This window comes from Imperialibacter sp., assembly GCF_040222815.1.
GTDB lineage: Bacteria > Bacteroidota > Bacteroidia > Cytophagales > Cyclobacteriaceae > Imperialibacter.
Map to the genome: position 1 here is coordinate 17,111 of NZ_JAVKCH010000005.1, position 21,369 is coordinate 38,479.

Consider the following 21,369-nt stretch of genomic DNA (forward strand, 5'->3'; position numbering starts at 1 on the left):
AACAGGTTGGGTTGATGCGAATTAACTTCCTGCCAAAATAAAAAAAGGGAACGAAAATTCGCTCCCTTCCCCTATTTTTTATGTGCGGATACTATCCACCAAAATCGTCAAAACGAATATTTTCAGGCGGCACTCCCATATCATCCAGCATTTTCAGCACAGCGGCATTCATCAGGGGCGGGCCACATAAGTAAAACTCTACTTCTTCCGGATCAGGGTGATCCTTCAGGTAATTATCGTATAATACCTGGTGAATAAATCCCACGTAGCCGTCACCAGAATCTTCCAGGCTTTCTTTTACTTTCCAGTTATCTTCTTCTAAAGGTTCCGACAGGCCAATGTAAAACCGGAAGTTGGGAAACTCTTCCTCAATCTTGTTGAAATGATTCAGGTAGAATAGCTCACGTTTGGATCGTCCTCCGTACCAGTAAGATACTTTCCGGTCAGTTTTCTCGGTATGGAACAGGTGGAAGATATGCGAACGAAGCGGCGCCATACCGGCTCCTCCACCAATGTAAATCATTTCACGACCGGTCGGATTGATGAAGAATTCACCATAAGGACCGGAAATGGTTACTTTGTCGCCAAGTTTTCGGGAAAATACGTACGAAGAACATATTCCCGGATTTACATCCATCCACTTGCCAGCGGCTCTATCCCAGGGGGGAGTAGCAATACGGATATTGAGCATGACGATGTTACCTTCTGCCGGGTGGTTGGCCATAGAATAAGCCCGGAAGATAGGTTCATCATTCTTCATGGTCAGGTCCCACAAATTAAATTTATCCCAATCGCTTTGGTACACATCCGGCTTGTGGCCCAGCTCCGGATGCGGAGTAATGTCCATGCCCTTAAAGTCCACCGTTATAGCCGGTACATCAATCTGAATATACCCCCCGGATTGAAACTCTAAGGTTTCGCCCTCGGGCAGTCTTACGACAAATTCTTTGATAAAGGTAGATACGTTGTAGTTCGATACCACTTCGCACTCCCATTTCTTAATACCGAATATCTCTTCCGGTATGCGGATCTCCATATCCTGCTTTACTTTTACCTGGCAGGCCAGTCGCACATGCTCCTGCTGCTCTTTTCGGCTCAGATGGCCCACCTCCGTCGGCAGCACATCTCCGCCGCCATCGTCAATGGCGCACTTGCACATAGCGCAGGTTCCCCCACCACCGCAAGCCGAAGGCAAAAATATTTTCTCGCTGGACAAGGTAGAAAGTAAGGTGCTTCCTGCTTTGGTCACGATGGGGTTCTTATCGTCCCCGTTAATAATAATTTTCACATCACCCTGCTGTACTAGTTTGGACTGCGCAAATAATAATAGCGCCACCAAAAGCAAAATGATTAAAGTAAAAGCTACAATCGCTGTGATAACAACCTGCGTCATTAGACTATCTTGTTTGAATTACACTATGGAATGCGCTGCAAATATATCTAATTAATCGGTACAAAATCGCGCAGAAACCCAGCTTTTCTTTCTTTTTGGATGGGATTCAGGGAGGTAACGCACCGCATTCTAAAAAAGTTGGCCCCTTTTCCTGCTTTTCAGGCCTGAAGCAAAAATAAAAAACAAGGAGTGGGATGCAATCAGTACTCACGTACTTTTTTGAGGTTTTTCTTCCTCCTCTGAATACGCCTCTGTACTGCAATGGGGCACAAAGACAACAGGTTTAAAAATTTCTTGTACTATTTTTGTATTATTTCAATTTTTATTTGTATGTTTGTAATGTAATGTTTAGGTAATAATTTAATTCATTATGAAAAAGTTATTGTTTTTCTGGAAATCTAGCACCCCGGTAGTGGGTGAATCTGCAGCGCCCCTGGGAGTGCATCACACCGTAAGTTTTGCTTCTTCTTATGAGGAGACGTGGGATCACATTCGCCGCGCAGCCCAGGATACTTACACCCAATCAGCCAACCTGGCTCCCGAAGAGCCGGTAATGGCTTGAAGCAGGGCGAATAAAGTACCTGATCTCAATGGTGCTATGCTGAGGCGCGGGTAAGTCGATCATTGATAGCCCGCCCCAGCCCGTAATTCGGTACAAATTCTGCCAGAATGACTTCTACTGGAAGTTTATCCAACTGGCGCAGTGCCGAAAATAGTTGCTGAGCTGCTTCGTTGAGATCACCCGATGCTGATAAAACCCGCTGATGCGCTTCAGGAATTTGCGGATGGAGATTGCGAAAGGATATCAGCGCTGTCCGCTCAGGATCGTAACGGAGGATCAGTTCCGATAAATTCCCGATAATTACTTTCCGGGCAGGAGCGTAGTGGCTTTTTAACATACCCGGTGCTGTTGGCATCTCATGGCGCTGACCTTCATGCATGCGTACCCGTTGGCTTACCTGTTGTAAGTCCTCAGTACTGATACCCCCCAAGCGGTATACAACGATGGTATCATCTTCTACTCCGACAATGGTAGATTCTATGCCTACTGAACAAGCCCCACCATCCAGGATATAGGCTATTTTGGAGCCTAACTGCTCGCTTACATGTTCAGCAGTAGTAGGACTGATATAGCCAAAGGGGTTGGCACTGGGAGCAGCCAGCGGAAAATCCAGTTGTTGTAAAAGCGACAGCGTAAGCGGATGTTGGGGAATGCGCACCGCCACCAGATCAGAACCAGCCGTGACCAGATCGGGCAGAGATGTTGCTTTGGGCAATAGCAAGGTCAACGGGCCGGGCCAGAATGTCTCCGCCAGTTTCTTTGCCAGTGGCGGCACCGACTGCACATAACCAGCAGCTTTCTCCAGTCGGTCGGTATGGGTAATAAGCGGGTTGAATGTGGGGCGATTTTTTACTTCATAGATGCTGGCTACGGCGTGGGGATTAAATGCATTGCCAGCCAGCCCGTAAACTGTCTCCGTAGGAATAGCCACCAACTCCCCTTCCCTAAGCAAAGCTTTCGCCTGCCGAATGTCTTGCCCCCGGATCGCCATCAATATTGCGCCATAGCGTTTAATTCTTTACTTCTGACCGGCATAAAAATATAAAATATTCTGCTGTTTACGCTCCTTATGCACGCCGTTGCAAATTTTCCTTCACCACGGCTTATCCTATTCTAAGGGGTTTATTCGTTTTGATGATAAAGCGAAATGCACCTTTTATTTGCCGAACGCAGCGAATGTCATTTTTTGAGGCTGCGGAAATGTCCTGAAACGGCTAAAACGCCTATTATACGCTGTAGCAAGCCTTTTGTTACTTCATGAGGTACTAATTTCGATCACTTCGTTTAAAAAAAGAAAGTAATGTTGCGAATGGCTTCCTCAGAAAAAAACAAAAAAACTTTCCCGCTTCTTCCACATTACATGCGCTGAAAATCAGTTAGTTGGCTAGGATAAGAATCCCCCTTATCTTGCCTACGGATTGACAGAAGAACCGTAGTAATTATGACAAATCGAAAAATTAAGTTAGAGCATTTTGTGAACTTGGTGGCAATAGCCGCAGCAGATGGATACCTCAATGCACGTGAGCGGGAGTTTCTAGCAGAGAGAGCAGAAGAAACAGGAGTAAAGGCCGATGAGTACGACAGTATCATGAAAGATGCTGACAAACTGCAAAATGTCGTGCCGCTTAATCAGTTTCAACCGGAAGATCAGATTATGGATGCCATCTTTATGTCTATTGTTGACGGAGAGATTGCTGACCAAGAGTACCAACTATGCGTAAGTATGGCAAGTCGGTTGGGTTTCGAGAAGACAGAAGTAGAAGAAACCATCAATGAGATTAAACTCATTTGGGCAAAAAACTAAAAGATACTTTAATAGTAGCTTTATAGCTTTACTAGAAAAAATAAGAAAGGTGGCCCTAAAAGCCACCTTTCTTATTTTACATGCACTTAATGACGCTATCGCCAAATTCCGAGCATTTCAATAATGTAGCACCGTCCATCAGACGTTCAAAATCGTAAGTTACCTGCTTGGCGGCAATAGATCCTTCAATACCTTTTCTTACCAAGGCTGCAGCCTCAGTCCAGCCTAAGTAATCGAACATCATTGCACCAGACAGCATGACTGAACCAGGATTTACTTTATCCTGACCAGCATACTTGGGAGCAGTACCATGTGTGGCTTCAAAAATAGCGTGACCAGTGATGTAGTTGATGTTTGCTCCGGGAGCAATACCAATACCACCGACGATTGCGGCCAGCGCATCCGACACATAATCACCATTCAGGTTCAGGGTAGCAATCACTTCGTATTCTGCGGGGCGTAGCAGAATCTGCTGTAAAAAAGCATCGGCAATCACATCTTTGATGATGATCTGATGTCCGTCTTTTTCAATAACCTGCCAGGGGCCGCCTTCGTAATCAATAGCTCCAAACTCTTTCTTCACCAGTTCATACCCCCAGTCGCGGAATGCGCCTTCGGTAAATTTCATGATATTGCCTTTGTGTACCAGCGTTACAGAACCACGCTTGTACTGAAAAGCATAGTCAATGGCCGAACGAACCAGGCGCTCGGTACCTTCCTTGGAAACCGGCTTTATGCCATATCCGGCAGTATCAGGAAAACGCACTTTTTTAAAACGATCCGGAAAATTTTCTTTCAGCATAGAGGAAAACTTTTTCTCATCCTCAGTTCCCTGCTGAAACTCTATACCAGCGTAAATATCTTCGGTATTCTCCCGGAAGATCACCATATCGGTAGTACCCGGATCTTTTACCGGAGAAGGAGTTCCTTGATACCAACGTACCGGACGTACACAGGCATAAAGATCCAGCTCCTGCCGTAAGGCGACGTTCAGCGACCGGATTCCCCCTCCTACCGGAGTGGTCAGAGGGCCTTTAATGCCCACCAGATATTCCCGAAAAGTATCCAGGGTTGCTTTGGGAAGCCATTCGCCGGATTGATTGTATGCTTTTTCGCCGGCGTAAACTTCTTTCCAGTTAATTTTTTTGGTTCCGCTGTAGGCTTTCTCTACCGCAGCATCCAACACCTTTTTTGAGGCAGGCCAGATATCCACCCCGGTTCCATCCCCTTCAATAAATGGGATAACCGGCTGATCCGGAACCTGTAGGTTGCCGTCTTGAATTGTAATTTTTTGTTCGCTCATTTCTAATGAAAGATTGGTTGTCAAAGAAATTTGGATGGCAAATTACACATTTTTGCATTCTTATCGAACCCACTCCCGGCGAGAGTGTAAACACTAAGGGGTTTTTGCGGTTTTGTTGACAAAAAATCTACAAATTACCCTATGCCTGACCAAGCTATCGCTATTTTCTGGTTTCGTCGTGACCTGCGCTTTGAGGATAATGCAGGACTATACCATGCCATGAAAGCTGATTTACCCGTGCTACCACTTTTTATTTTTGATAAGCACATTTTAGATGACCTGGAAGATAAAAACGATGCTCGGGTTATGTTTCTGCACGATACGCTCAGCGCCATGCATGATCGCCTGGGCGAAAAAGGCTCCTCCTTACTGATCAGGCACGGCACTCCCCAACAGGTATGGAAAGATATTTTAAAAGACTATCCCGTCAAAGCCGTATACACCAACCACGATTACGAGCCTTACGCCAGGGAGCGCGATGAGACAATCAACCAGCTCCTCACCAAACACGATATTCCATTTCGTACTTATAAAGATCAGGTCATCTTTGAGAAAGATGAGGTGCTGACCAATTCGGGTGGTTATTACAAAGTGTTTACGCCTTATAAAAATGCCTGGCTTAGCCAACTTAGCGATAGCCTGCTGGAGCCCTATACTTCCGCCCTGTCTTTTGACAACTGGTATCAGACCAAAGCTCTGGGTTTGCCCTCTTTGCCGGATTTAGGATTTGAACGGGCGGATATTGAGATTCCTCCGAACCGGATTGACGAAGAAACCATTGACCATTATGACAAAACGCGAGATTATCCGGCACTGGATGGCACCAGCCGCCTGGGCATCCACTTACGACACGGGACCCTGAGCATTCGCAAGCTTACCCGGAAAGCGAAAGAAATGAACCAAACTTATTTAAACGAATTGATCTGGCGTGAATTTTACATGCAGATTCTGTTTCATGCGCCTCAGGTGGTAGACACTTCGTTTAAGCCAAAATACGACCGCATTCCCTGGCGCAATGATGAGGATGAATTTGAACGCTGGTGTACGGGCACTACGGGTTACCCCATCGTGGATGCTGGTATGCGGGAGCTGAATAAAATTGGCTATATGCACAACCGCGTGCGCATGATCACCGCCAGCTTCCTGACCAAGCACCTCCTGATTGACTGGCGATGGGGCGAAGCCTACTTTGCCAAAAAACTGCTGGATTACGAACTGGCCAACAATAACGGTGGCTGGCAGTGGGCCGCAGGTAGCGGCGTAGATGCCCAGCCTTATTTCCGGGTTTTTAATCCTTACAGTCAGGCGGATAAGTTTGATAAAGAAGAAGAATATATCAAAAAATGGGTCCCGGAATATGGCACTGACGATTATCCCGAACCGATGGTCGATCATAAAGAAGCCCGGGAACGGGCGATCAATACGTACAAAAAGGCGTTGAATCAGTAATCTATTATTGGCCGTAATTCCTGAGTTGGTTCTCTTGCTGAATTTCATCCAGCCAGGTTTCGTAGAGTTGCTGTAGCTCCAGTAATTTTTCCGGATTTTCACTTGCCAGATTGGTGGATTCGGAAACATCCTGCTTCAGATTACTAAGAAACAGGCTATCCGAGGCGAGCAGGCTTTCGGGCTGCGCCGGATCACGAGGGTGGCCAATGAGTTTCCAGTCGCCCTGCCGAACGGCCCATTGACTGTTTTCTCCCCGCCCAATCTGCCAGTGAGCCACTTCGTGCGGTGAGGCAACAGAAGCATCTTTAATCATCGGCACCAGGCTTTTTCCATCCAGTACGGTTTGGGGTTCACTTACCTTACATAATTCGGCTACGGTGGGCAACCAGTCTACTCCCATCGCCATCTGATCGCGTACTTCGCCTTCGGGCAATGTGCCGGGCCAACTGGCAATGGCTGGTACCCGAATCCCTCCTTCAAACAAACTAAACTTAGCTCCCCGGTACGGACCCGCATTACCTCCGCCAAAAAAAGCCCGTTCCTCACAGGAATGCCCGTGATCAGACTGGAAAATGACCAGCGTATTCTCTCGCAGGCCCAGTTCATCCAGTTTGGCCATCACTTCCCCGATCTTATCATCCATGGTAGACACAAAAGCCGCGTATTCCTTACGGGGCGAGGGCAGATCAGCGTAGGTTTTTAACCACTCCGGAGTTCCCTGATAAGGATAATGCGGTACATTAACGGCCCAGTACAGGAAAAACGTGGTATCCTGGCTTTCTTCCAGAAACTGATTGACTTCATTCACCATCAGATCAGGGAAAAACTGGCCGGGATAAAAAACTTCCTCGCCATTACGCCAGAGATCATGTCGGTTTGGCCCACTCCAGTAGAAATAGTGGCTGTAATTGTCAATGCAACCGACCAGGTGGCCGAAGCTGTAATCAAATCCCTGCCCATTGGGCTGCTTTTCGGGGCTATGCCCCAGATGCCATTTGCCTACGTGCCCGGTTTTATAACCGCCTTCTTTCAGCATCTCAGCCATCGTTACTTCTTCAGTAGGCAACCCGGCTCCCTCCTGATGAATGGGAAGGGGCACATTGCCGGGTAAGCCGGCTCGCAGGGGAGTACGCCCGGTCAGTAAGCCGGCCCGGGAAGGAGAACATACCGGCGCCGCTGCATAAAATTGCGTAAAGCGAACGCCGGAAGCAGCCAGCGCATCCATATGGGGCGTCTGCAAATCTTCCGAGCCATAACAGTTCATATCCAGCGAGCCCTGATCATCGGTGAAGATCAGCAATACATTGGGCCGGGGTTGGTTTTGTGCCATGACCACAGATGCCGCCATGAGCAGGTATAAGAGAATGGAAATTATTTTCATCATGTGCCAATGATACGTGTTTTTTTGTTCACCACGCAACCCCGGCCTGAACCTGTTTTTGATACGAACGCATCATATAATTGCTTAGTACACTGCTCTGCCAACGCTGATTTCACCGAAATTGTGAGTCTGAAACCTTTTCAGACGGCATGCAATAGATGAGCCTCTAAATCGGCACCGGCCCGGAGAGGAGAATCTGAAAAAGCCTGTATAATTCTCAGCCAGATTGCCTGGGCCAAATGTGCTACTTCCGTAAGCCGTTTTTTTTCAATTTATCCCCTTTACCTTACAACCCCTGACCAAAGAGGCGTGTCCCTAAAATAAATACTATGAGAAGCCATGAACAAACTAATGCATGCCCTCTTGCTGATCATGCTTTTTAACTCCTGCCATGAGCGAGAAGTGAGCTGTGATGAAGGCACGGGCCAGCGGTTTTACGTGGAAAACCAGGAGGGCTGGATATTTTTTGACGATCGCTTTGATGCTTATGTGGTCCGGCACCATGTAGAAGGCACAATTGATGCTTTTCGCACTTACGTTATCTGCAACGTTACGAAAGACTTGGAAGGCGAGGAGAAAAGCATTGTATTCTCGGGGGAAGGCCAGCCCCTCAAGGAAAAATATTACCCGAATATACTGATCGCCGGAGAAGATTTTTTTGTCATACTTCTGGACGATGTAACCCTGGACTCGGATAAATAATCCTTCTTTCATTTTCTGCTGAAGCTACCAATCTGGGTGATGGGGTGCATTCCTCCGGCCTCTTCCGCTAGATAATTTCATCCTTTCGAGCTAAACTTCGTTATGAGTAAAAAATGGATAGGTAGCAACACTGCTGAAGTGGCTCGTTAAAATCTCACAAACCAGCCCTTCAGACGTTTTATGTACACACCAACTGTTATAAGCTCATGAAAGTAGGAGACAAAGTTCGCACACTGCACGGAAACGAAGAAGGCACCATTGTTCGCTTCCTGGATAAAAACCTGATCGAGATTGAAATAGAAGATGGCTTTGGCATTCCGGTACTCAAAAATGAGCTGGTCGTTGTGGCCAGCGAAGAAGAGGACTACTTTGATCGTCCCGAGCGCCCCTCGAAGCCCCGCTCTATGGCCGACGAAAGCACGGCAAAACCCACCCAGCAGGGCATTTACCTGGCCTATGTGTCTATCAATGACCAGCAGCTTTCGCTACACCTGGTCAATGCCACGGACTTTGAACTTCCCTACTCAGCCGGTGAAGATAGTAAAGGAAATTATCAGGGCATCAGTGCCGGAGTACTGGCTCCGCAGACCACCGCTAAACTGAAAGATGTACGGGTAGCTGAATTTGACCAATGGTCTACACTGGTTATTCAGTTGCTTTTTCACCGTACCGGCTATTTTACCTTACGAGAACCGCTGCAACGCCGGATGAATTTTAAGGCCAATGCATTTTTTAAGAGCAAGGGCACCGCTCCGGTGCTACAGAAACCGGCCTTTGTCTTTCGCCTAGACGAACAAATGGGCAAGCCCCTCGACCCGGACAAACTAAAGGAGGGTATGTACGCCAAACAAAATACCGGGCCGGAAACTTCCACCCTGCGCCTCGAGCGACCTCCCCGCGAAGTAGACCTGCACATTGAAAAGCTCACCCAGCAATACGATACCATGAGCAATCCGGAAATGCTGGAACTGCAACTGCGCACCTTCGAGGATAAACTGGACCAGGCCATCGCCACCGGCATGGATGAGATTACTTTTATCCACGGAGTAGGAAGCGGCGTGCTGCGGGCCGCTATTCACAAAAAGCTATCAAAAATAAAAAATATTCAATATTTCAAAGATACCATGCGTGATACCTTTGGTTATGGAGCTACCCTGGTTCGAATTAAATAGGATGCTTCGTCGTTAGAGCATTGAAAAAGCAGGTGTATTTATGCGAACTATTGTATTCATCCTTAGCCTGGTCGTAGGGGGAATGGACGTTGCTGCCCAATCGTCCCTTGATACCACCCAGGTGATTACCTACTACGATTCGGCCCAGACCCTGCCGAAAGTCAAATATTATATCCTGGATAACGACAGCACCCGGGCCCACGGCGACTACGTCCGCTACTTTCCCGACGGCAGCATCTCGGCCAAAGGTGTTTTTGACGATGGGAAAATGATTGGCACCTTTCGGGAGTTTTACCCCAATGGAGCCGTGCAGCGGGTCATTCCCTACAAAAAAGGAAAAAAAGATGGTGCTGTGGTGGTTTTAACCCCTTTCGGTGACACTTTACAGACAGCCTTTTTCCAGAACGATCAGATGCAGGGGGAATTGAGGGTGTACCACGAGGATGGCTCACTCAAAAATAAGACGCAATTTGTAGATGATAAGCCCGATGGTCTGATTGAGTCATACTTTCCCAACGGAAACCTTCGAGAGCAACTGACCTACCAGAAAGGTGAGCAGGAAGGCCCCGTACGCCAGTTTTACGAAGATGGCACCCTTCGCAACGAAGGCAACTACGTAAAAGCCAGCCTGGAAGGCTTGTATACTGAATATTACCCTGGCGGAGAAATAGCCGACCAGACGTATTTTCAGAAAGGTCAGCGCCACGGAGAGTCTCGCTCGTACACTCCCACCGGACAACCCCTCAGTGAAGAACGGTACAAAGAGGGTTTTCTGGAAGGTAAAGCCCGCTATTATTATCCCGATGGTACCCTGAAGGCCGAACGGTCGTTCCAGCATGGTAGACCAGTGGGAGAACACCGGGAGTATTATGCCGATGGCCCGCTGCAATTGCTCACCAAATACGGGGCAGATACTACCTTTTTGGAAGAATATTACCAGGACAACACGCTGCACGCCCGACAGTTGCGGGTAGACGGTAAACCAGCAGGTACCTGGAAAACTTATTACCCGAACGCCCAACTACAGGAAATAAGGCATTACCAGCAAGGCAAGCTTAACGGTACCACTACGCAATATTACGAAAACGGAGAAATACAGAAGATAGAAGTGTACAAAAATGGCCGACGGACCCAAACCAGCAAAACATTTTATGCTTCGGGTGATCTGGAAAGCGAGACCAATTACTACGCCGGAACCCGTCAGGGAGATTACCGACTGTACTACGAAAACGGGCAGGTAAAAGAAGAAGGGGAATACAAGGGTAGTGAGCCTTCAGGCACCTGGAAATATTATGATAAAAACGGAGCCCTGCTCAGAGAAGAAAAGAAGTAAATAACTAGGACGGCGATTTTGGACCGTTTTCAGTCTGAATGTCAACACGCCCTGGCTACAGCCTGTTTATTAACTACTTCGCTACTGGCTGTACCAGTGATTCTAACCAGGCTTCGGCACGTTTTTTATCTGCAAAATATCCGGTAGTTGATTTACGGGCTTTTCCGTTTACCTTCCGGGAAGTAATGCGACCGGCCATCTCATCAAAAATATTATTGGCCAGCACAATGGCAGTAAAATTTTCGCTGATTTCCTGCTCGAAGCGAGGTTTCCAGTCTTCGTTTACCCACTGCCAGTCCTCGTAATTCACGCCCTTTAAATCAGACTGATTAATAAGCCAGCGGGTCAGCTGATGTTCTTTGGCAATCTTGAGAGACTCATCCCAGGCCTGTCGGTATCCTTCGCCTTTGGCAAAGCCGTGCCAGGTTTGTACCAGAGCTTGCAGTTCAGGGTCAATCTCAATAGTCACATATTGATTTTTGTAGCAGGTCATATTCAATGCGCTGTAGGGGTAAATAATGATAAAGTACAGAGCAAATATGACGGCAGTACTGCCTCAAAAAACGAGGGATTCTCGTGAAATCTTAGAGGGGTAAGATTTTCCTGATTACTACAAAAATCAAAAAGGCTATCACCTTGATGATAGCCTATATACCAGGCAACCCAGCAGCAATTGATACAATAAAAAGCGCTTCTACTCCTCGCTTATAGTGATTTTCTCGATCTTATCGCCCTCCCGGATGCCATCAATCACTTCTAAGCCTTCGGTGACCTTGCCGAATACGGTATGGTTACGATCCAGATGCGCGGTATTATCACGGCTGTGGCAGATAAAAAACTGGCTACCCCCGGTGTTGCGCCCGGCATGCGCCATGGAAAGTACTCCTCGGTCGTGGTACTGGTTTTCACCATCCAGTTCGCAGTCAATGGTATAGCCGGGGCCACCCGCTCCGGTGCCTTTGGGGCAACCGCCCTGAATGACGAAATTGGGAATGACGCGGTGGAACGTCAGTCCGTCGTAAAAACCTTCTTCGGATAGCTTGGAGAAGTTGGCAACGGTATTAGGGGCATCGTCTTCAAAAAATTCCACTTTCATGGTTCCCTTTTCGGTGATGATCTCTGCGGTTTTCATAGCGTTAATGTTCTTAAAGTAAATAAAATGTGCGCAAAACTAGAAAAAAATACGGGAAAGCCAGCAGACACTCTCCAAGCATTAATGCATCTTATGCTCCTGAATACCTATGCTCTCTTTTCTGTTCAAACTCAATAGCAGAAAAATGTCTGAGCTATGACACAAAAGTATATTCCTTCACCATATCGTAACTTACTCCCAGGGCTTCCATCACTTCGGGCGGGCTCCCCTGCCAGGCGTTTGGCTTATTACCCATATATCCCAGATCCTCGATGCCCATTTTACTGGTAAAGAACCCTGTTGCCACAAAATCGCGGAAGTTGTTGAAGAAATTCACTCCCTGGCTCATCTCCGGAGCGGCACTTTCAGGATAGGCGATCTGATCCAGCAGTTGGGTTTGCTCTCCTTCGCTGCATTCTGCAAACGGCTTGCCGAACTGATGCTGACAGGTATAATCGAGCCAGCGCAAACCACCGCGCATGCCGGTCTGGTGCCAGGGCTGGTCTTTCATCATAAACTCAATAAAATCTGGTACTCCCGCCTCAGTAGCACTGCCTGAACGGTCATCGGCCGGGATGATCAGGTCCGAAAGCACGTGGATCGTTTTCATTTCGTGCTCGTTGAAAAACTGCTGATCCATCAGCTGCTGGTCGGCTTCACTCAATTGAGACGAGTCAGGTGCCACATGCTCATGGGCATGCTCTTCAACCGTTTCTTCAGAGCCACAGGCCCAGGTCAGCCCGGCCAGGGAACCAGCTCCGAGCATCTTCAAAGAATCGCGGCGGCTGATATTTAGTTTATTGTTAGACTCCATTATATGTTCATTTTTTTGCGTTGTTCAACAATGTACTCAGAAGTGCGCATGGAAAGCGCCAGAATCGTCCAGGTAGGATTTTTATCGGCATTGGATACAAAGGAAGCTCCATCGGCCACAAACAGGTTCTTACAGTCATACGACTGGCAGTATTCGTTTACCGGGGCTTTCTTTGGGTCTTTTCCCATCCGGGCAACTCCTACTTCGTGAATAATCTGCCCCGGGGCAGTAATTCCGTAGTTCCGATCAGCCCCGGCCTTCTCTCCTACGACGCGCCCGCCCATGGTGGTAATGATCTCCTCAAAAGTATCCTGCATGTGCTTCGCCTGTTGAATTTCGTAATCGCTCCACACATAACGAAAACGCAGCACCGGGATACCCCATTTATCTACCCGATTAGGATCAATTTCACAGTAGTTATCCTCCCGGGCTACCGGCTCGCCTCGACCAGAAAATCCAATCGTAGAACCATAATAGCGGCGATAATCCTCTTTCAGACCTGCCCCGTAGCCACCACCGCCTTTCGGATAAACCTTACCGGCATTGGCATACCAGCCATTATACCGCTGCAGGCCAAAGCCAAAGCCGTAGCTCGGCATTCCCATGCCTCCCCAGATTTCTATATGATACCCTCGGGGGAAATCCAGTTTTTTGTTGTCCAGCCACCACGGCACATACATGTGCATACCACCGGTGCCATCTTCGTTATAGCGAACACGATCCATCAGTTGGGGAAAAATCCCCATCATGGAAGCTCCGGTAGAGTCCATCAGATACTTACCTACCATGCCACTGGAGTTACCCACTCCGTTCGGATGGCGGGATGATTTAGAGTTGAGCATCAAGCGGGCGGTTTCGCAGGCACTGGCCGCCAGCACCACAACCTTGGCTTTTACCACATAATCCAGCCCATCATCTTTATTGACATAAGATACGCCCGTGGCTAATCCTTCGTCATTGGTGAGCACTTCCCGCGCCATCGCATTGGTAATGAGCGTCAGGTTGCCCGTGTTCATGGCCGGGGGAATAAGCACCGAGGGAGAAGAGAAATTAGAGTGCGTAGAGCAGCTTCGCCCGCACTGCGAGCAGTAGTGACAGGCCGCTCGGCCATTAAGGGGCTGGGTAAGAATAGAAAGCCGGGAAGGTAATACCGGGATGCCCAGCGGATCGCAAGCTTTCTTCACCATCAGCTCATATGCTCGTGGCTTGGGGGGCGGCATAAAGAGCCCGTCCGGCTCGTTGGTCAGCCCCAGTTCTTTGGGAAAGTTGGCCCCGAATACTCCGACCAGTTTATCCACTTTGTCGTAGTAAGGCTTAATATCGTCGTAGGTAATCGGCCAGTCGTGCCCTACTCCGTCCACGCTGTAATGCTGAAAATCTTTAGGACCAAAGCGCAGCGAGATACGCCCCCAGTGGTTGGTACGCCCGCCTAGCATCCGCGAACGGAACCATTCAAATTCAGTATTGCCTACTTTTGTATACGGTTCACCGTCAATTTCCCAGCCTCCGTAGGCGGCATCAAACTCACCAAAAGGCTTGTGGGTGGGCGCCCCCCGCCGAGGCGATTCATACGGCCACTTGAACATATCCGCCTTCGCTGAGTCGAACATCGGCCCCGCTTCTAAAAGGGCCACTTTGGCTCCGGCCTCGGTCAGCACTTTGGCGGCCATTCCGCCACCCGCTCCCGAACCTACCACACACACATCGTATTCCGTACCGTTTTCTTTGATCTGCATAAGTAGAAAGGTTGTTTCTGTGTCAAATTATAGACGATTTACGTAGCGTGCAAGCAGAAGTAAAAAATTCTCACTGCTGTTCAGAATGATGGTAAATAAGTAGTTAATGGAACTCAGCTTTTCGACGGTTGGAAAGAAGGAAGCAGATGACTTAACATAAGCGGGTTTGCAACAACTCAGTAATCAACTTTTGGAATAATTTTTAAGCTTTCACGAAAAGGTTAATAACTTAAAAGTGATAGTACTTTATCACCCCTCGTCTTCGGTTTCTCACAAAATGTTTATTATTCATCGCTCTGTAGTGGCCTAGAATAGGAAAATCCTGCCCTTGCTTTTAACAAAATTTTTCCAACCTGAAAATTATAGAAATCAGTCCGCTTATAGCTTTTCAAGATATTCCAGTGCTGCCTCTAACACGGTATCACGTCCAGCCTGAAGGTCAGCGGCTTTCGGGCGTACGACGATATCAGGTTTCAGACCGACTCCCACCCATTCCTGTCCATCCGGGTAAGTATCTCGTTTCATGCATACTCTGGCCTTTAGTCCTCCTGGCAAATCAAACTCCAGCGGATAGCCGGTGCTGCCACCCGTAGTTTCTCCAATTAATTTTCCCCGTTTCATCGCATCAAAAGCAACGACAAAATCCTCAGCGGCGGAGAAAGTTCGTCCGCTCGTTAAAACCACTACCGGCTTGGTGTAGCTTTTCCCTTTTTGCGACAACCATGTGCCTTGAGAGCTGATTTTGTACTGTTGCCCTAAAATATTATTGCGACGCATTGGGCTGTAAAGTCTCCAGGAATATGCCCCAATGCGAAACGCAGAATCTGTCAAGCAGCCTAATATATTCCACCCATAACTACTATCACCCCCGCCATTACGGCGCACATCCAGAATTAACGCGTCGGTGGCTGCCACTGAATCAAAAGCGACTTCAAATCTCTTCCATGCTTCATCATTATCAAAATTATTTAGTTCAACATAGGCGATATTGCCCGGAAGCACCCGAAGCCGAAAAGCAGGAGTAGCGTGGTAATCTGAATACCCCGAGCGAGGCAGCGAGTGGCGGAACAAGCCATTGGCTCCTTTAAACGTTACTTCAACGGGTTGATCTTTTGGACCACGAAGCAACTCATAGGTGTAGGTGCCCACTACTACATTCTGCGGCGTTGACCCGTTTTGATAAGGTTGTATGTGCTGAATGGCGTATTCCTGAACCGGAACGCCATCGATGTGAACCACTTCTACACCGAACCGAATACCCAACTGCTCCAGACTATCACTAAATACTTCATCCACCAGCACCTTATCTTCTACCAGCCTGGTGAGAAAAGCCGGACGGCCATACACCAAATTGGCCAGTGGCTCGGCAGTAGGCCAAACAGACGTATGGCCATCTTGCAGTTGGGCACAAAATTCCTGCATAACTCGGAAATACTCCAGAGTGCTGCTTGTGGCTTGCACTTTTGGCAAGTATTCTAGGTATAACTGATCCCATTCCAGTTCAGGCACTTGATCGAAGTAAACAAAATTGTACTTGGCCTCCGCCCAGAATTTTGATAGTCCGGCGATCTTCTCTGCCTCGCTAATATTGGGTGCATAAGGGGTTTTGAGAGCATCAGAATGAAATACTCGGCGCACGGCCTGGCTCTTCGCTAAAGCAGATACAAAGGCGGAATCATGGCGGATAGGCGAGAAAATTGTATCCTTCTGAATGAGATCAGCATATATGTGACCATAGGGTTTTGTCAGAATTTTATCCAGCGACTCCACGGCACTTGTGGGCTGACCGGCATTCAGCTGAACTTTGGCAAGATCAAATAGTATGTCGCTTTCCCGATAAAAAAGAGGATCATAAGCCTGGGCCAGCGCTTCAACTTCCGGACGATGATAATACTGCAATGCCTCCTGCAAGATGCGGATGGCTTTCTGCAGGCTATCGGCAGGAGGATGCTCGGTTTCTATTCCCAATGCTTGGGCCCGGTGCCGTTCGTTTTGCAGATATTCGTATGCTTGCCGGGGAGTCTGGACTTCCTGCGCCCAAGTAGAAAAGCTGATCGTGAGGAGCAGACTGGGAAGCAGTCGGATTACTAAAGAAGGCATAGTAATAGTAGGTTGTTGTGATAAGTTGAGAGTACTCTATTTTGAGTTGATATAGATAAATATAATGGTACTTCGTTAGTCGTCAAAGTTGGTAGGAGGCAAATACCTATTGAGTATTTCCGCTTGGTGCAAAAGGAAATCAGGCTATTGGTTAGACAATAAAGAAGTTATTTTTTCGCTAATCCATATAGTATTTCACCTCCCTTAAGGCCTTAAAACAAGAAAAAACCTACATCTAACTTTTAACGAAATTTTCTCCCCTAAGCGAATTGACCTATATTTATCGCCTCACTACTATTGTTCTATGCATATTATTGAATCTTCTAAAGTGTATGATGCCATCATTGTCGGCTCTGGTGCCGGTGGTGGTATGGCCGCCAAAGTGATGGCCGAATCCGGACTGAACGTCGCTATTGTTGAAGCCGGACCTTTCTTTGATCCTACTGATCCTGCCCAGATGACCCAACTAAAGTGGCCGTGGGAATCGCCCCGTCGGGGAGCGAGCACCACTCGCCCATTTGGTGATTTTGATGCCGCTTACGGCGGATGGGAGATCGATGGTGAACCCTATACCCGCGCCGAGGGAACCGAGTTCGACTGGTTCCGGGCACACATGCTGGGCGGGCGTACCAACCACTGGGGACGTATCTCGCTGCGCTTCGGCCCTAAAGATTTTAAACGAAAAGACCTTGACGGCCTAAGCGACAACTGGCCGATTAGTTACGAAGATATCAGCCCTTACTACGACAAAGTAGATAAGCTGATTGGCGTGTTCGGCAGTAAGGAAAACCTGCCCGATGAACCGGACGGTTTCTTTCTACCCGCTCCCAAACCTCGTCTGCACGAGTTGTACTACATCAAAGGTGCCCGCAAGGCAGGAGTCACTGTAATTCCTGCCCGGAAGTCGGTGCTTACCAAGCGTCTTAACGACTACCGGGGTATCTGTTTTTACTGCCGACAATGCGGACGATCCTGCTCGGCCAAGGCTGACTTTTCGTCCGGCACCGCACTGGTATTTCCAGCTCAGAAAACCGGCAAGGTTGATCTGTTCGTGAACTCAGTAGTGCGGGAAGTGACCACCAACAGCGAAGGACTGGCGACTGGTGTTTCTTATGTAAACAAGGAAGACCGACAGGAATACCAACTCAAAGGGAAAACCGTAGTGCTGGCAGCTTCCGCCTGTAGTTCTGCGCGTATTCTGCTTAACTCCAAAAGCCAGCAGCACCCTAACGGACTGGGTAATGGCTCTAATGTGGTAGGCAAATACCTGCACGACTCTACCGGCAGCAGCCGTAGTGCGTTTATTCCCGAACTGATGGACCGTAAGCGATACAACGAAGACGGTGTAGCCGGTATGCACGTGTACAGTCCGTGGTGGCTGGACAACAAAAAGTTGGATTTCCCCCGCGGCTACCATATAGAAGTGGGCGGCGGCATGAGTATGCCTAACTACGGCTTTGGCTTCGGCGTGACGGAGATGAACAAGTTTATCGGTCAGCAGGCCGGTGGCTATGGCGATAAGCTGCGGGAAGATGTGAAGAAGTTTTACGGAGCGTTTATCGGCGTGGCCGGACGAGGCGAGTGTATTGCCCGGGAAGACAACTACTGCGAGATTGATCCGAATGTGGTGGACGAATGGGGTATTCCGGTACTGCGGTTTAACTACACCTGGTCGGACCATGAGCGCCTACAGGCTAAGCACATGCACGAAACCTTCGAAGAAATCTTCCACTCCATGGGAGCTCAGGTGATGGGCGAAGCACCTGGCAAGGATCAGGATTATGGTCTGGAAGCACCGGGCCGGATTATTCACGAAGTGGGTACGACTCGGATGGGCGACGATCCAAAAAGATCAGTCGTCAACAAGCACCAGCAACTGCATGAGGCGAAGAACGTGTTTGTGGTGGATGGTGGACCGTTTGTATCACAGGCGGATAAAAACCCTACCTGGACGATTCTGGCCCTATCCTGGAAAACCTCAGACTACATTATAGACCAATTCAAAAAGCAAAATATTTAATCCCCGCAAGTTATGGATCGAAGAGAATCGATGAAATCAATGCTGTTGGGCTCCTTAGCCGGTGGCCTGGTCATCAATGGCTGCGCTCCCGATAAAACTCCTGAGGCACCCGTCGCTCCGGCAGAAGCTGGCGTATACGGACGAACCGACGAAGAAAAAGCCCGTGACCAAAAGCTTATGGAGGGCGAGTTTTTCACGGAGCCGGAGATCGGCACCATCGCCACCTTATGCGACCTGATCTTACCAGCCACTCAGGACTTTGGCTCGGCTACCGAAGCTGGAGTACCGGAGTTTATTGCCTTTATTGTAAAAGATATCACCGCTTATCAAACTCCACTTCGGGGTGGGCTTATGTGGCTTAATCACCGGGCCAACAAGAAATTCGCCAAGGGATTTAATGACTGTTCCGAAACCCAGCAAAAAGAACTGCTGGACGAAATAGCGTACCCGGAGAAAGCCTCGCCGGAAGTAGCGCAAGGGGTTGACTTCTTCTCCAGGATGCGAGATCTTACTCTTACCGGCTATTATACCTCTAAAATGGGTATCGAGGAACTGGGGTATGTGGGCAACCGCCCCAACGTATGGGATGGAGTACCCGATGATGTTTTACAGCAATATGGCATGGAGTACGAAGAAGAATGGCTGGCCAAGTGCGTTGACCAAAGCAAACGAGACGTGCTGGCCGAGTGGGACGATGATGGCAACCTGATTACCTGATCGAGGTAGCCCAGCGTATACTAAGCAATCTCATGATCAACAGCTATCCTACTATCGGATAGCTGTTTTTTTTTCATACGTACAGGAATAAGGGAAAAACCAGGGAAGGGCAGCTTACCGGATTCTCGAAGTCGTTGGATTTCCATGGCTTTTTTACCAGCACCTTGCAAAAACACCACAGCCGTATCAAACAACTTTACCCAGGTGCCTGAGCGGATGAAAGCTTACCCTGTTGCTAAATTTTTATTATTTTACAGCAATACAACTCTTATCACTACATGCAACAATCTGTACTATTGCTCCTGGCCTGCCTGGGGCTGCTGACCTCTACCCTGGCTCAATCAAACACTGCGGGCATCTCTATGAGCCAGTCTCACCCTCAATTTTGGGCCTACGATAGCAAGCCAACCTTACTGCTCGGCGGTTCGGTAGAAGATAACCTGTTTCAGATTGATGGGCTGCCTGAGCATTTGGACCAATTACAATCGGCGGGTGGTAACTATGTCCGCTGCACCATGTCGAGTCGGGATGTGGGGAATGTGTGGGCGTTTGGTAAAACGGCGGAAGGTATTTACGATCTGGAAACCTGGAACGAAGCATACTGGCAGCGCTTTGAGACTTTTTTGCAGGAAACTGCCAAACGCGATATTGTGGTGCAACTGGAAGTATGGGCCACCTTCGACTTTTACCGGGAGATCTGGGATGTCAACCCATTTAATCCGAAGAATAATAAGAACTACGACGCACACCGTTCCAAGCTGGACACCGTGGTTGCTACCCATCCGATTTATACCGAAAATAACTTCTTCCGATCGGTGCCTTCGCAAATGAGCCTGTTCAGAGTGCTGGAATATCAGCAGGCTTTTGTGGATAAATTACTGGAACACACGCTGAAGTACGATCACGTACTATATTGCATGGATAACGAAACCTCCGTCACCTCAGAGTGGGGAGCGTTTTGGTCGGAGTACATCAAGCGTACTGCCCAGGAACAGGAAAATAAAACGGTTTATACCACCGAAATGTGGGATCCCTGGGATTTGAATCACGTGGCCCACCGTTCCACCATCGATCATCCCGAGATTTACGACTTTGTAGACATCTCTCAGAATAATCACAACAAAGGTCAACTACACTGGGACACCGGGATCAAGCAAATCCAACGGATACATCAGTCGGAACACCCCCGCCCAGCCAATAACATTAAAGTGTACGGGGCCAACGGAAACAAATTCGGTCACGACCATCAGGACGCTTTGGAGCGCTTTGTCCGCAATGTGTTGCTGGGTGCAGCTTCTACCCGCTTTCACCGTCCTCCCTCCGGTTTGGGGTTGAGCGATACTGCCCAGACCGTCATCCAAAGTATGCGGATGCTCACCGATGCCTACGATCACTTTTCGGCTGAACCCTGCATGCACCTGCTGAGCGAACGAGAAGAGAACGAAGCCTATGCCCGCGCCATTGCCGGAGAAGCGTATGTTGTGTACTTCCCTGATGGCGGTGAAGTCACGCTTGATCTGAGTGGATTAGCGAGCGAGCGAACGGTCCGTTGGCTGAATGTACTCACGTCGGAATGGACAGAAAGTAAGCAAGTTGGCACTGAAGACATCATCCCCCTCGCTCCGCCCCAACAAGGGAACTGGGTGGCGCTCATCAAAAATTAACGCTCAGTATTTCTTTCTCCAGGGTATTCATCCAAATAAGAAGGTTGTGCAACAAATAATATCTTTCTTGTAATCTGCCAATGCAGC

The 21,369-nt window shown here is 48.4% G+C and carries 17 protein-coding genes; 8 read left to right on the forward strand and 9 right to left on the reverse strand.

Translation table 11 applies throughout. From position 1 onward, the window contains the following. Positions 1-91: 91 nt before the first annotated feature. Both nqrF and RIF36_RS01500 read right to left on the reverse strand, forming a co-directional pair. The gene (gene nqrF / locus RIF36_RS01495) at positions 92-1,393 is read right to left on the reverse strand and encodes an NADH:ubiquinone reductase (Na(+)-transporting) subunit F (RefSeq protein WP_350149269.1); all 1,302 of its coding nucleotides are present in this window, start codon (positions 1,391-1,393) and stop codon (positions 92-94) included. Between the two features lie 596 nt (positions 1,394-1,989). Then, positions 1,990-2,946: an L-threonylcarbamoyladenylate synthase gene (locus tag RIF36_RS01500; protein WP_350149298.1), complete on the reverse strand. Its 957-nt coding sequence runs from the start codon at positions 2,944-2,946 to the stop codon at positions 1,990-1,992. Positions 2,947-3,396: 450 nt separating this feature from the next. On the opposite strand from RIF36_RS01500, the gene RIF36_RS01505 reads away from it, so the two are divergent. Then, positions 3,397-3,759, forward strand: coding sequence for a hypothetical protein (locus RIF36_RS01505; RefSeq protein WP_350149270.1), 363 nt, complete (start codon positions 3,397-3,399; stop codon positions 3,757-3,759). 76 nt (positions 3,760-3,835) lie between these two features. On the opposite strand, the gene icd is transcribed toward RIF36_RS01505, so the two are convergent. Continuing rightward, complete coding sequence (gene icd / locus RIF36_RS01510; protein WP_350149271.1) at positions 3,836-5,062, reverse strand: NADP-dependent isocitrate dehydrogenase; 1,227 nt, start codon at positions 5,060-5,062, stop codon at positions 3,836-3,838. Positions 5,063-5,203: 141 nt separating this feature from the next. Between icd and RIF36_RS01515 the strand changes: the two genes are divergently transcribed. After that, complete coding sequence (locus RIF36_RS01515; RefSeq protein ID WP_350149272.1) at positions 5,204-6,511, forward strand: cryptochrome/photolyase family protein; 1,308 nt, start codon at positions 5,204-5,206, stop codon at positions 6,509-6,511. Positions 6,512-6,515: 4 nt separating this feature from the next. On the opposite strand, the gene RIF36_RS01520 is transcribed toward RIF36_RS01515, so the two are convergent. Next, a complete protein-coding gene (locus RIF36_RS01520; RefSeq protein WP_350149273.1) occupies positions 6,516-7,895 on the reverse strand; it encodes a sulfatase family protein in 1,380 nt (459 codons plus the stop codon). A gap of 336 nt (positions 7,896-8,231) precedes the next feature. Here RIF36_RS01520 and RIF36_RS01525 point away from each other — a divergent pair, with 336 nt between their 5' ends. The 3 genes from RIF36_RS01525 (at position 8,232) to RIF36_RS01535 (ending at position 11,099) form a co-directional block, all read left to right on the forward strand. Next, the gene (locus RIF36_RS01525; RefSeq protein ID WP_350149274.1) at positions 8,232-8,594 is read left to right on the forward strand and encodes a hypothetical protein; all 363 of its coding nucleotides are present in this window, start codon (positions 8,232-8,234) and stop codon (positions 8,592-8,594) included. 206 nt (positions 8,595-8,800) lie between these two features. After that, positions 8,801-9,766 carry a DUF2027 domain-containing protein gene (locus RIF36_RS01530; protein WP_350149275.1) on the forward strand — a complete coding sequence of 322 codons (966 nt, stop codon included), beginning with the start codon at positions 8,801-8,803 and terminating at the stop codon, positions 9,764-9,766. A gap of 40 nt (positions 9,767-9,806) precedes the next feature. Continuing rightward, positions 9,807-11,099, forward strand: coding sequence for a toxin-antitoxin system YwqK family antitoxin (locus tag RIF36_RS01535; protein ID WP_350149276.1), 1,293 nt, complete (start codon positions 9,807-9,809; stop codon positions 11,097-11,099). Between the two features lie 73 nt (positions 11,100-11,172). Here the strand turns inward: RIF36_RS01535 and RIF36_RS01540 are convergent, their stop codons facing one another. The 5 genes from RIF36_RS01540 to RIF36_RS01560 all read right to left on the reverse strand — a co-directional run bounded on the left by RIF36_RS01540 (position 11,173) and on the right by RIF36_RS01560 (position 16,881). Continuing rightward, the gene (locus tag RIF36_RS01540; protein ID WP_350149277.1) at positions 11,173-11,592 is read right to left on the reverse strand and encodes a hypothetical protein; all 420 of its coding nucleotides are present in this window, start codon (positions 11,590-11,592) and stop codon (positions 11,173-11,175) included. A 201-nt stretch (positions 11,593-11,793) separates the two neighbouring features. Next, positions 11,794-12,231, reverse strand: coding sequence for a peptidylprolyl isomerase (locus tag RIF36_RS01545; protein WP_350149278.1), 438 nt, complete (start codon positions 12,229-12,231; stop codon positions 11,794-11,796). A 154-nt stretch (positions 12,232-12,385) separates the two neighbouring features. After that, positions 12,386-13,045, reverse strand: coding sequence for a gluconate 2-dehydrogenase subunit 3 family protein (locus RIF36_RS01550; RefSeq protein WP_350149279.1), 660 nt, complete (start codon positions 13,043-13,045; stop codon positions 12,386-12,388). Beyond that, a complete protein-coding gene (locus RIF36_RS01555; RefSeq protein WP_350149280.1) occupies positions 13,045-14,781 on the reverse strand; it encodes a GMC oxidoreductase in 1,737 nt (578 codons plus the stop codon). Before RIF36_RS01555 ends, RIF36_RS01550 begins: the two co-directional genes overlap by 1 nt. A 378-nt stretch (positions 14,782-15,159) precedes the next feature. Next, a complete protein-coding gene (locus tag RIF36_RS01560; RefSeq protein WP_350149281.1) occupies positions 15,160-16,881 on the reverse strand; it encodes a S41 family peptidase in 1,722 nt (573 codons plus the stop codon). Positions 16,882-17,185: 304 nt separating this feature from the next. Between RIF36_RS01560 and RIF36_RS01565 the strand changes: the two genes are divergently transcribed. From RIF36_RS01565 to RIF36_RS01575, 3 genes are all read left to right on the forward strand, one after another. Continuing rightward, positions 17,186-18,901: a GMC oxidoreductase gene (locus RIF36_RS01565; protein ID WP_350149282.1), complete on the forward strand. Its 1,716-nt coding sequence runs from the start codon at positions 17,186-17,188 to the stop codon at positions 18,899-18,901. Between the two features lie 12 nt (positions 18,902-18,913). Continuing rightward, the gene (locus RIF36_RS01570) at positions 18,914-19,618 is read left to right on the forward strand and encodes a gluconate 2-dehydrogenase subunit 3 family protein (RefSeq protein ID WP_350149283.1); all 705 of its coding nucleotides are present in this window, start codon (positions 18,914-18,916) and stop codon (positions 19,616-19,618) included. 278 nt (positions 19,619-19,896) lie between these two features. After that, the gene (locus tag RIF36_RS01575; protein WP_350149284.1) at positions 19,897-21,282 is read left to right on the forward strand and encodes a putative collagen-binding domain-containing protein; all 1,386 of its coding nucleotides are present in this window, start codon (positions 19,897-19,899) and stop codon (positions 21,280-21,282) included. Positions 21,283-21,369: the final 87 nt, after the last annotated feature.

Bases quoted from the DNA above. Each gene is read 5' to 3' on its own strand.
- RIF36_RS01525 (WP_350149274.1), top strand. From the start codon at position 8,232: ATGAACAAACTAATGCATGCCCTCTTGCTGATCATGCTTTTTAACTCC.
- RIF36_RS01520 (WP_350149273.1), bottom strand. From the start codon at position 7,895: ATGATGAAAATAATTTCCATTCTCTTATACCTGCTCATGGCGGCATCT.
- RIF36_RS01550 (WP_350149279.1), bottom strand. From the start codon at position 13,045: ATGGAGTCTAACAATAAACTAAATATCAGCCGCCGCGATTCTTTGAAG.
- RIF36_RS01530 (WP_350149275.1), top strand. From the start codon at position 8,801: ATGAAAGTAGGAGACAAAGTTCGCACACTGCACGGAAACGAAGAAGGC.
- RIF36_RS01535 (WP_350149276.1), top strand. From the start codon at position 9,807: ATGCGAACTATTGTATTCATCCTTAGCCTGGTCGTAGGGGGAATGGAC.
- RIF36_RS01545 (WP_350149278.1), bottom strand. From the start codon at position 12,231: ATGAAAACCGCAGAGATCATCACCGAAAAGGGAACCATGAAAGTGGAA.
- RIF36_RS01565 (WP_350149282.1), top strand. From the start codon at position 17,186: ATGCATATTATTGAATCTTCTAAAGTGTATGATGCCATCATTGTCGGC.
- icd (WP_350149271.1), bottom strand. From the start codon at position 5,062: ATGAGCGAACAAAAAATTACAATTCAAGACGGCAACCTACAGGTTCCG.
- RIF36_RS01570 (WP_350149283.1), top strand. From the start codon at position 18,914: ATGGATCGAAGAGAATCGATGAAATCAATGCTGTTGGGCTCCTTAGCC.
- RIF36_RS01555 (WP_350149280.1), bottom strand. From the start codon at position 14,781: ATGCAGATCAAAGAAAACGGTACGGAATACGATGTGTGTGTGGTAGGT.
- RIF36_RS01575 (WP_350149284.1), top strand. From the start codon at position 19,897: ATGCAACAATCTGTACTATTGCTCCTGGCCTGCCTGGGGCTGCTGACC.
- nqrF (WP_350149269.1), bottom strand. From the start codon at position 1,393: ATGACGCAGGTTGTTATCACAGCGATTGTAGCTTTTACTTTAATCATT.
- RIF36_RS01505 (WP_350149270.1), top strand. From the start codon at position 3,397: ATGACAAATCGAAAAATTAAGTTAGAGCATTTTGTGAACTTGGTGGCA.
- RIF36_RS01540 (WP_350149277.1), bottom strand. From the start codon at position 11,592: ATGACCTGCTACAAAAATCAATATGTGACTATTGAGATTGACCCTGAA.
- RIF36_RS01560 (WP_350149281.1), bottom strand. From the start codon at position 16,881: ATGCCTTCTTTAGTAATCCGACTGCTTCCCAGTCTGCTCCTCACGATC.
- RIF36_RS01515 (WP_350149272.1), top strand. From the start codon at position 5,204: ATGCCTGACCAAGCTATCGCTATTTTCTGGTTTCGTCGTGACCTGCGC.
- RIF36_RS01500 (WP_350149298.1), bottom strand. From the start codon at position 2,946: ATGGCGATCCGGGGGCAAGACATTCGGCAGGCGAAAGCTTTGCTTAGG.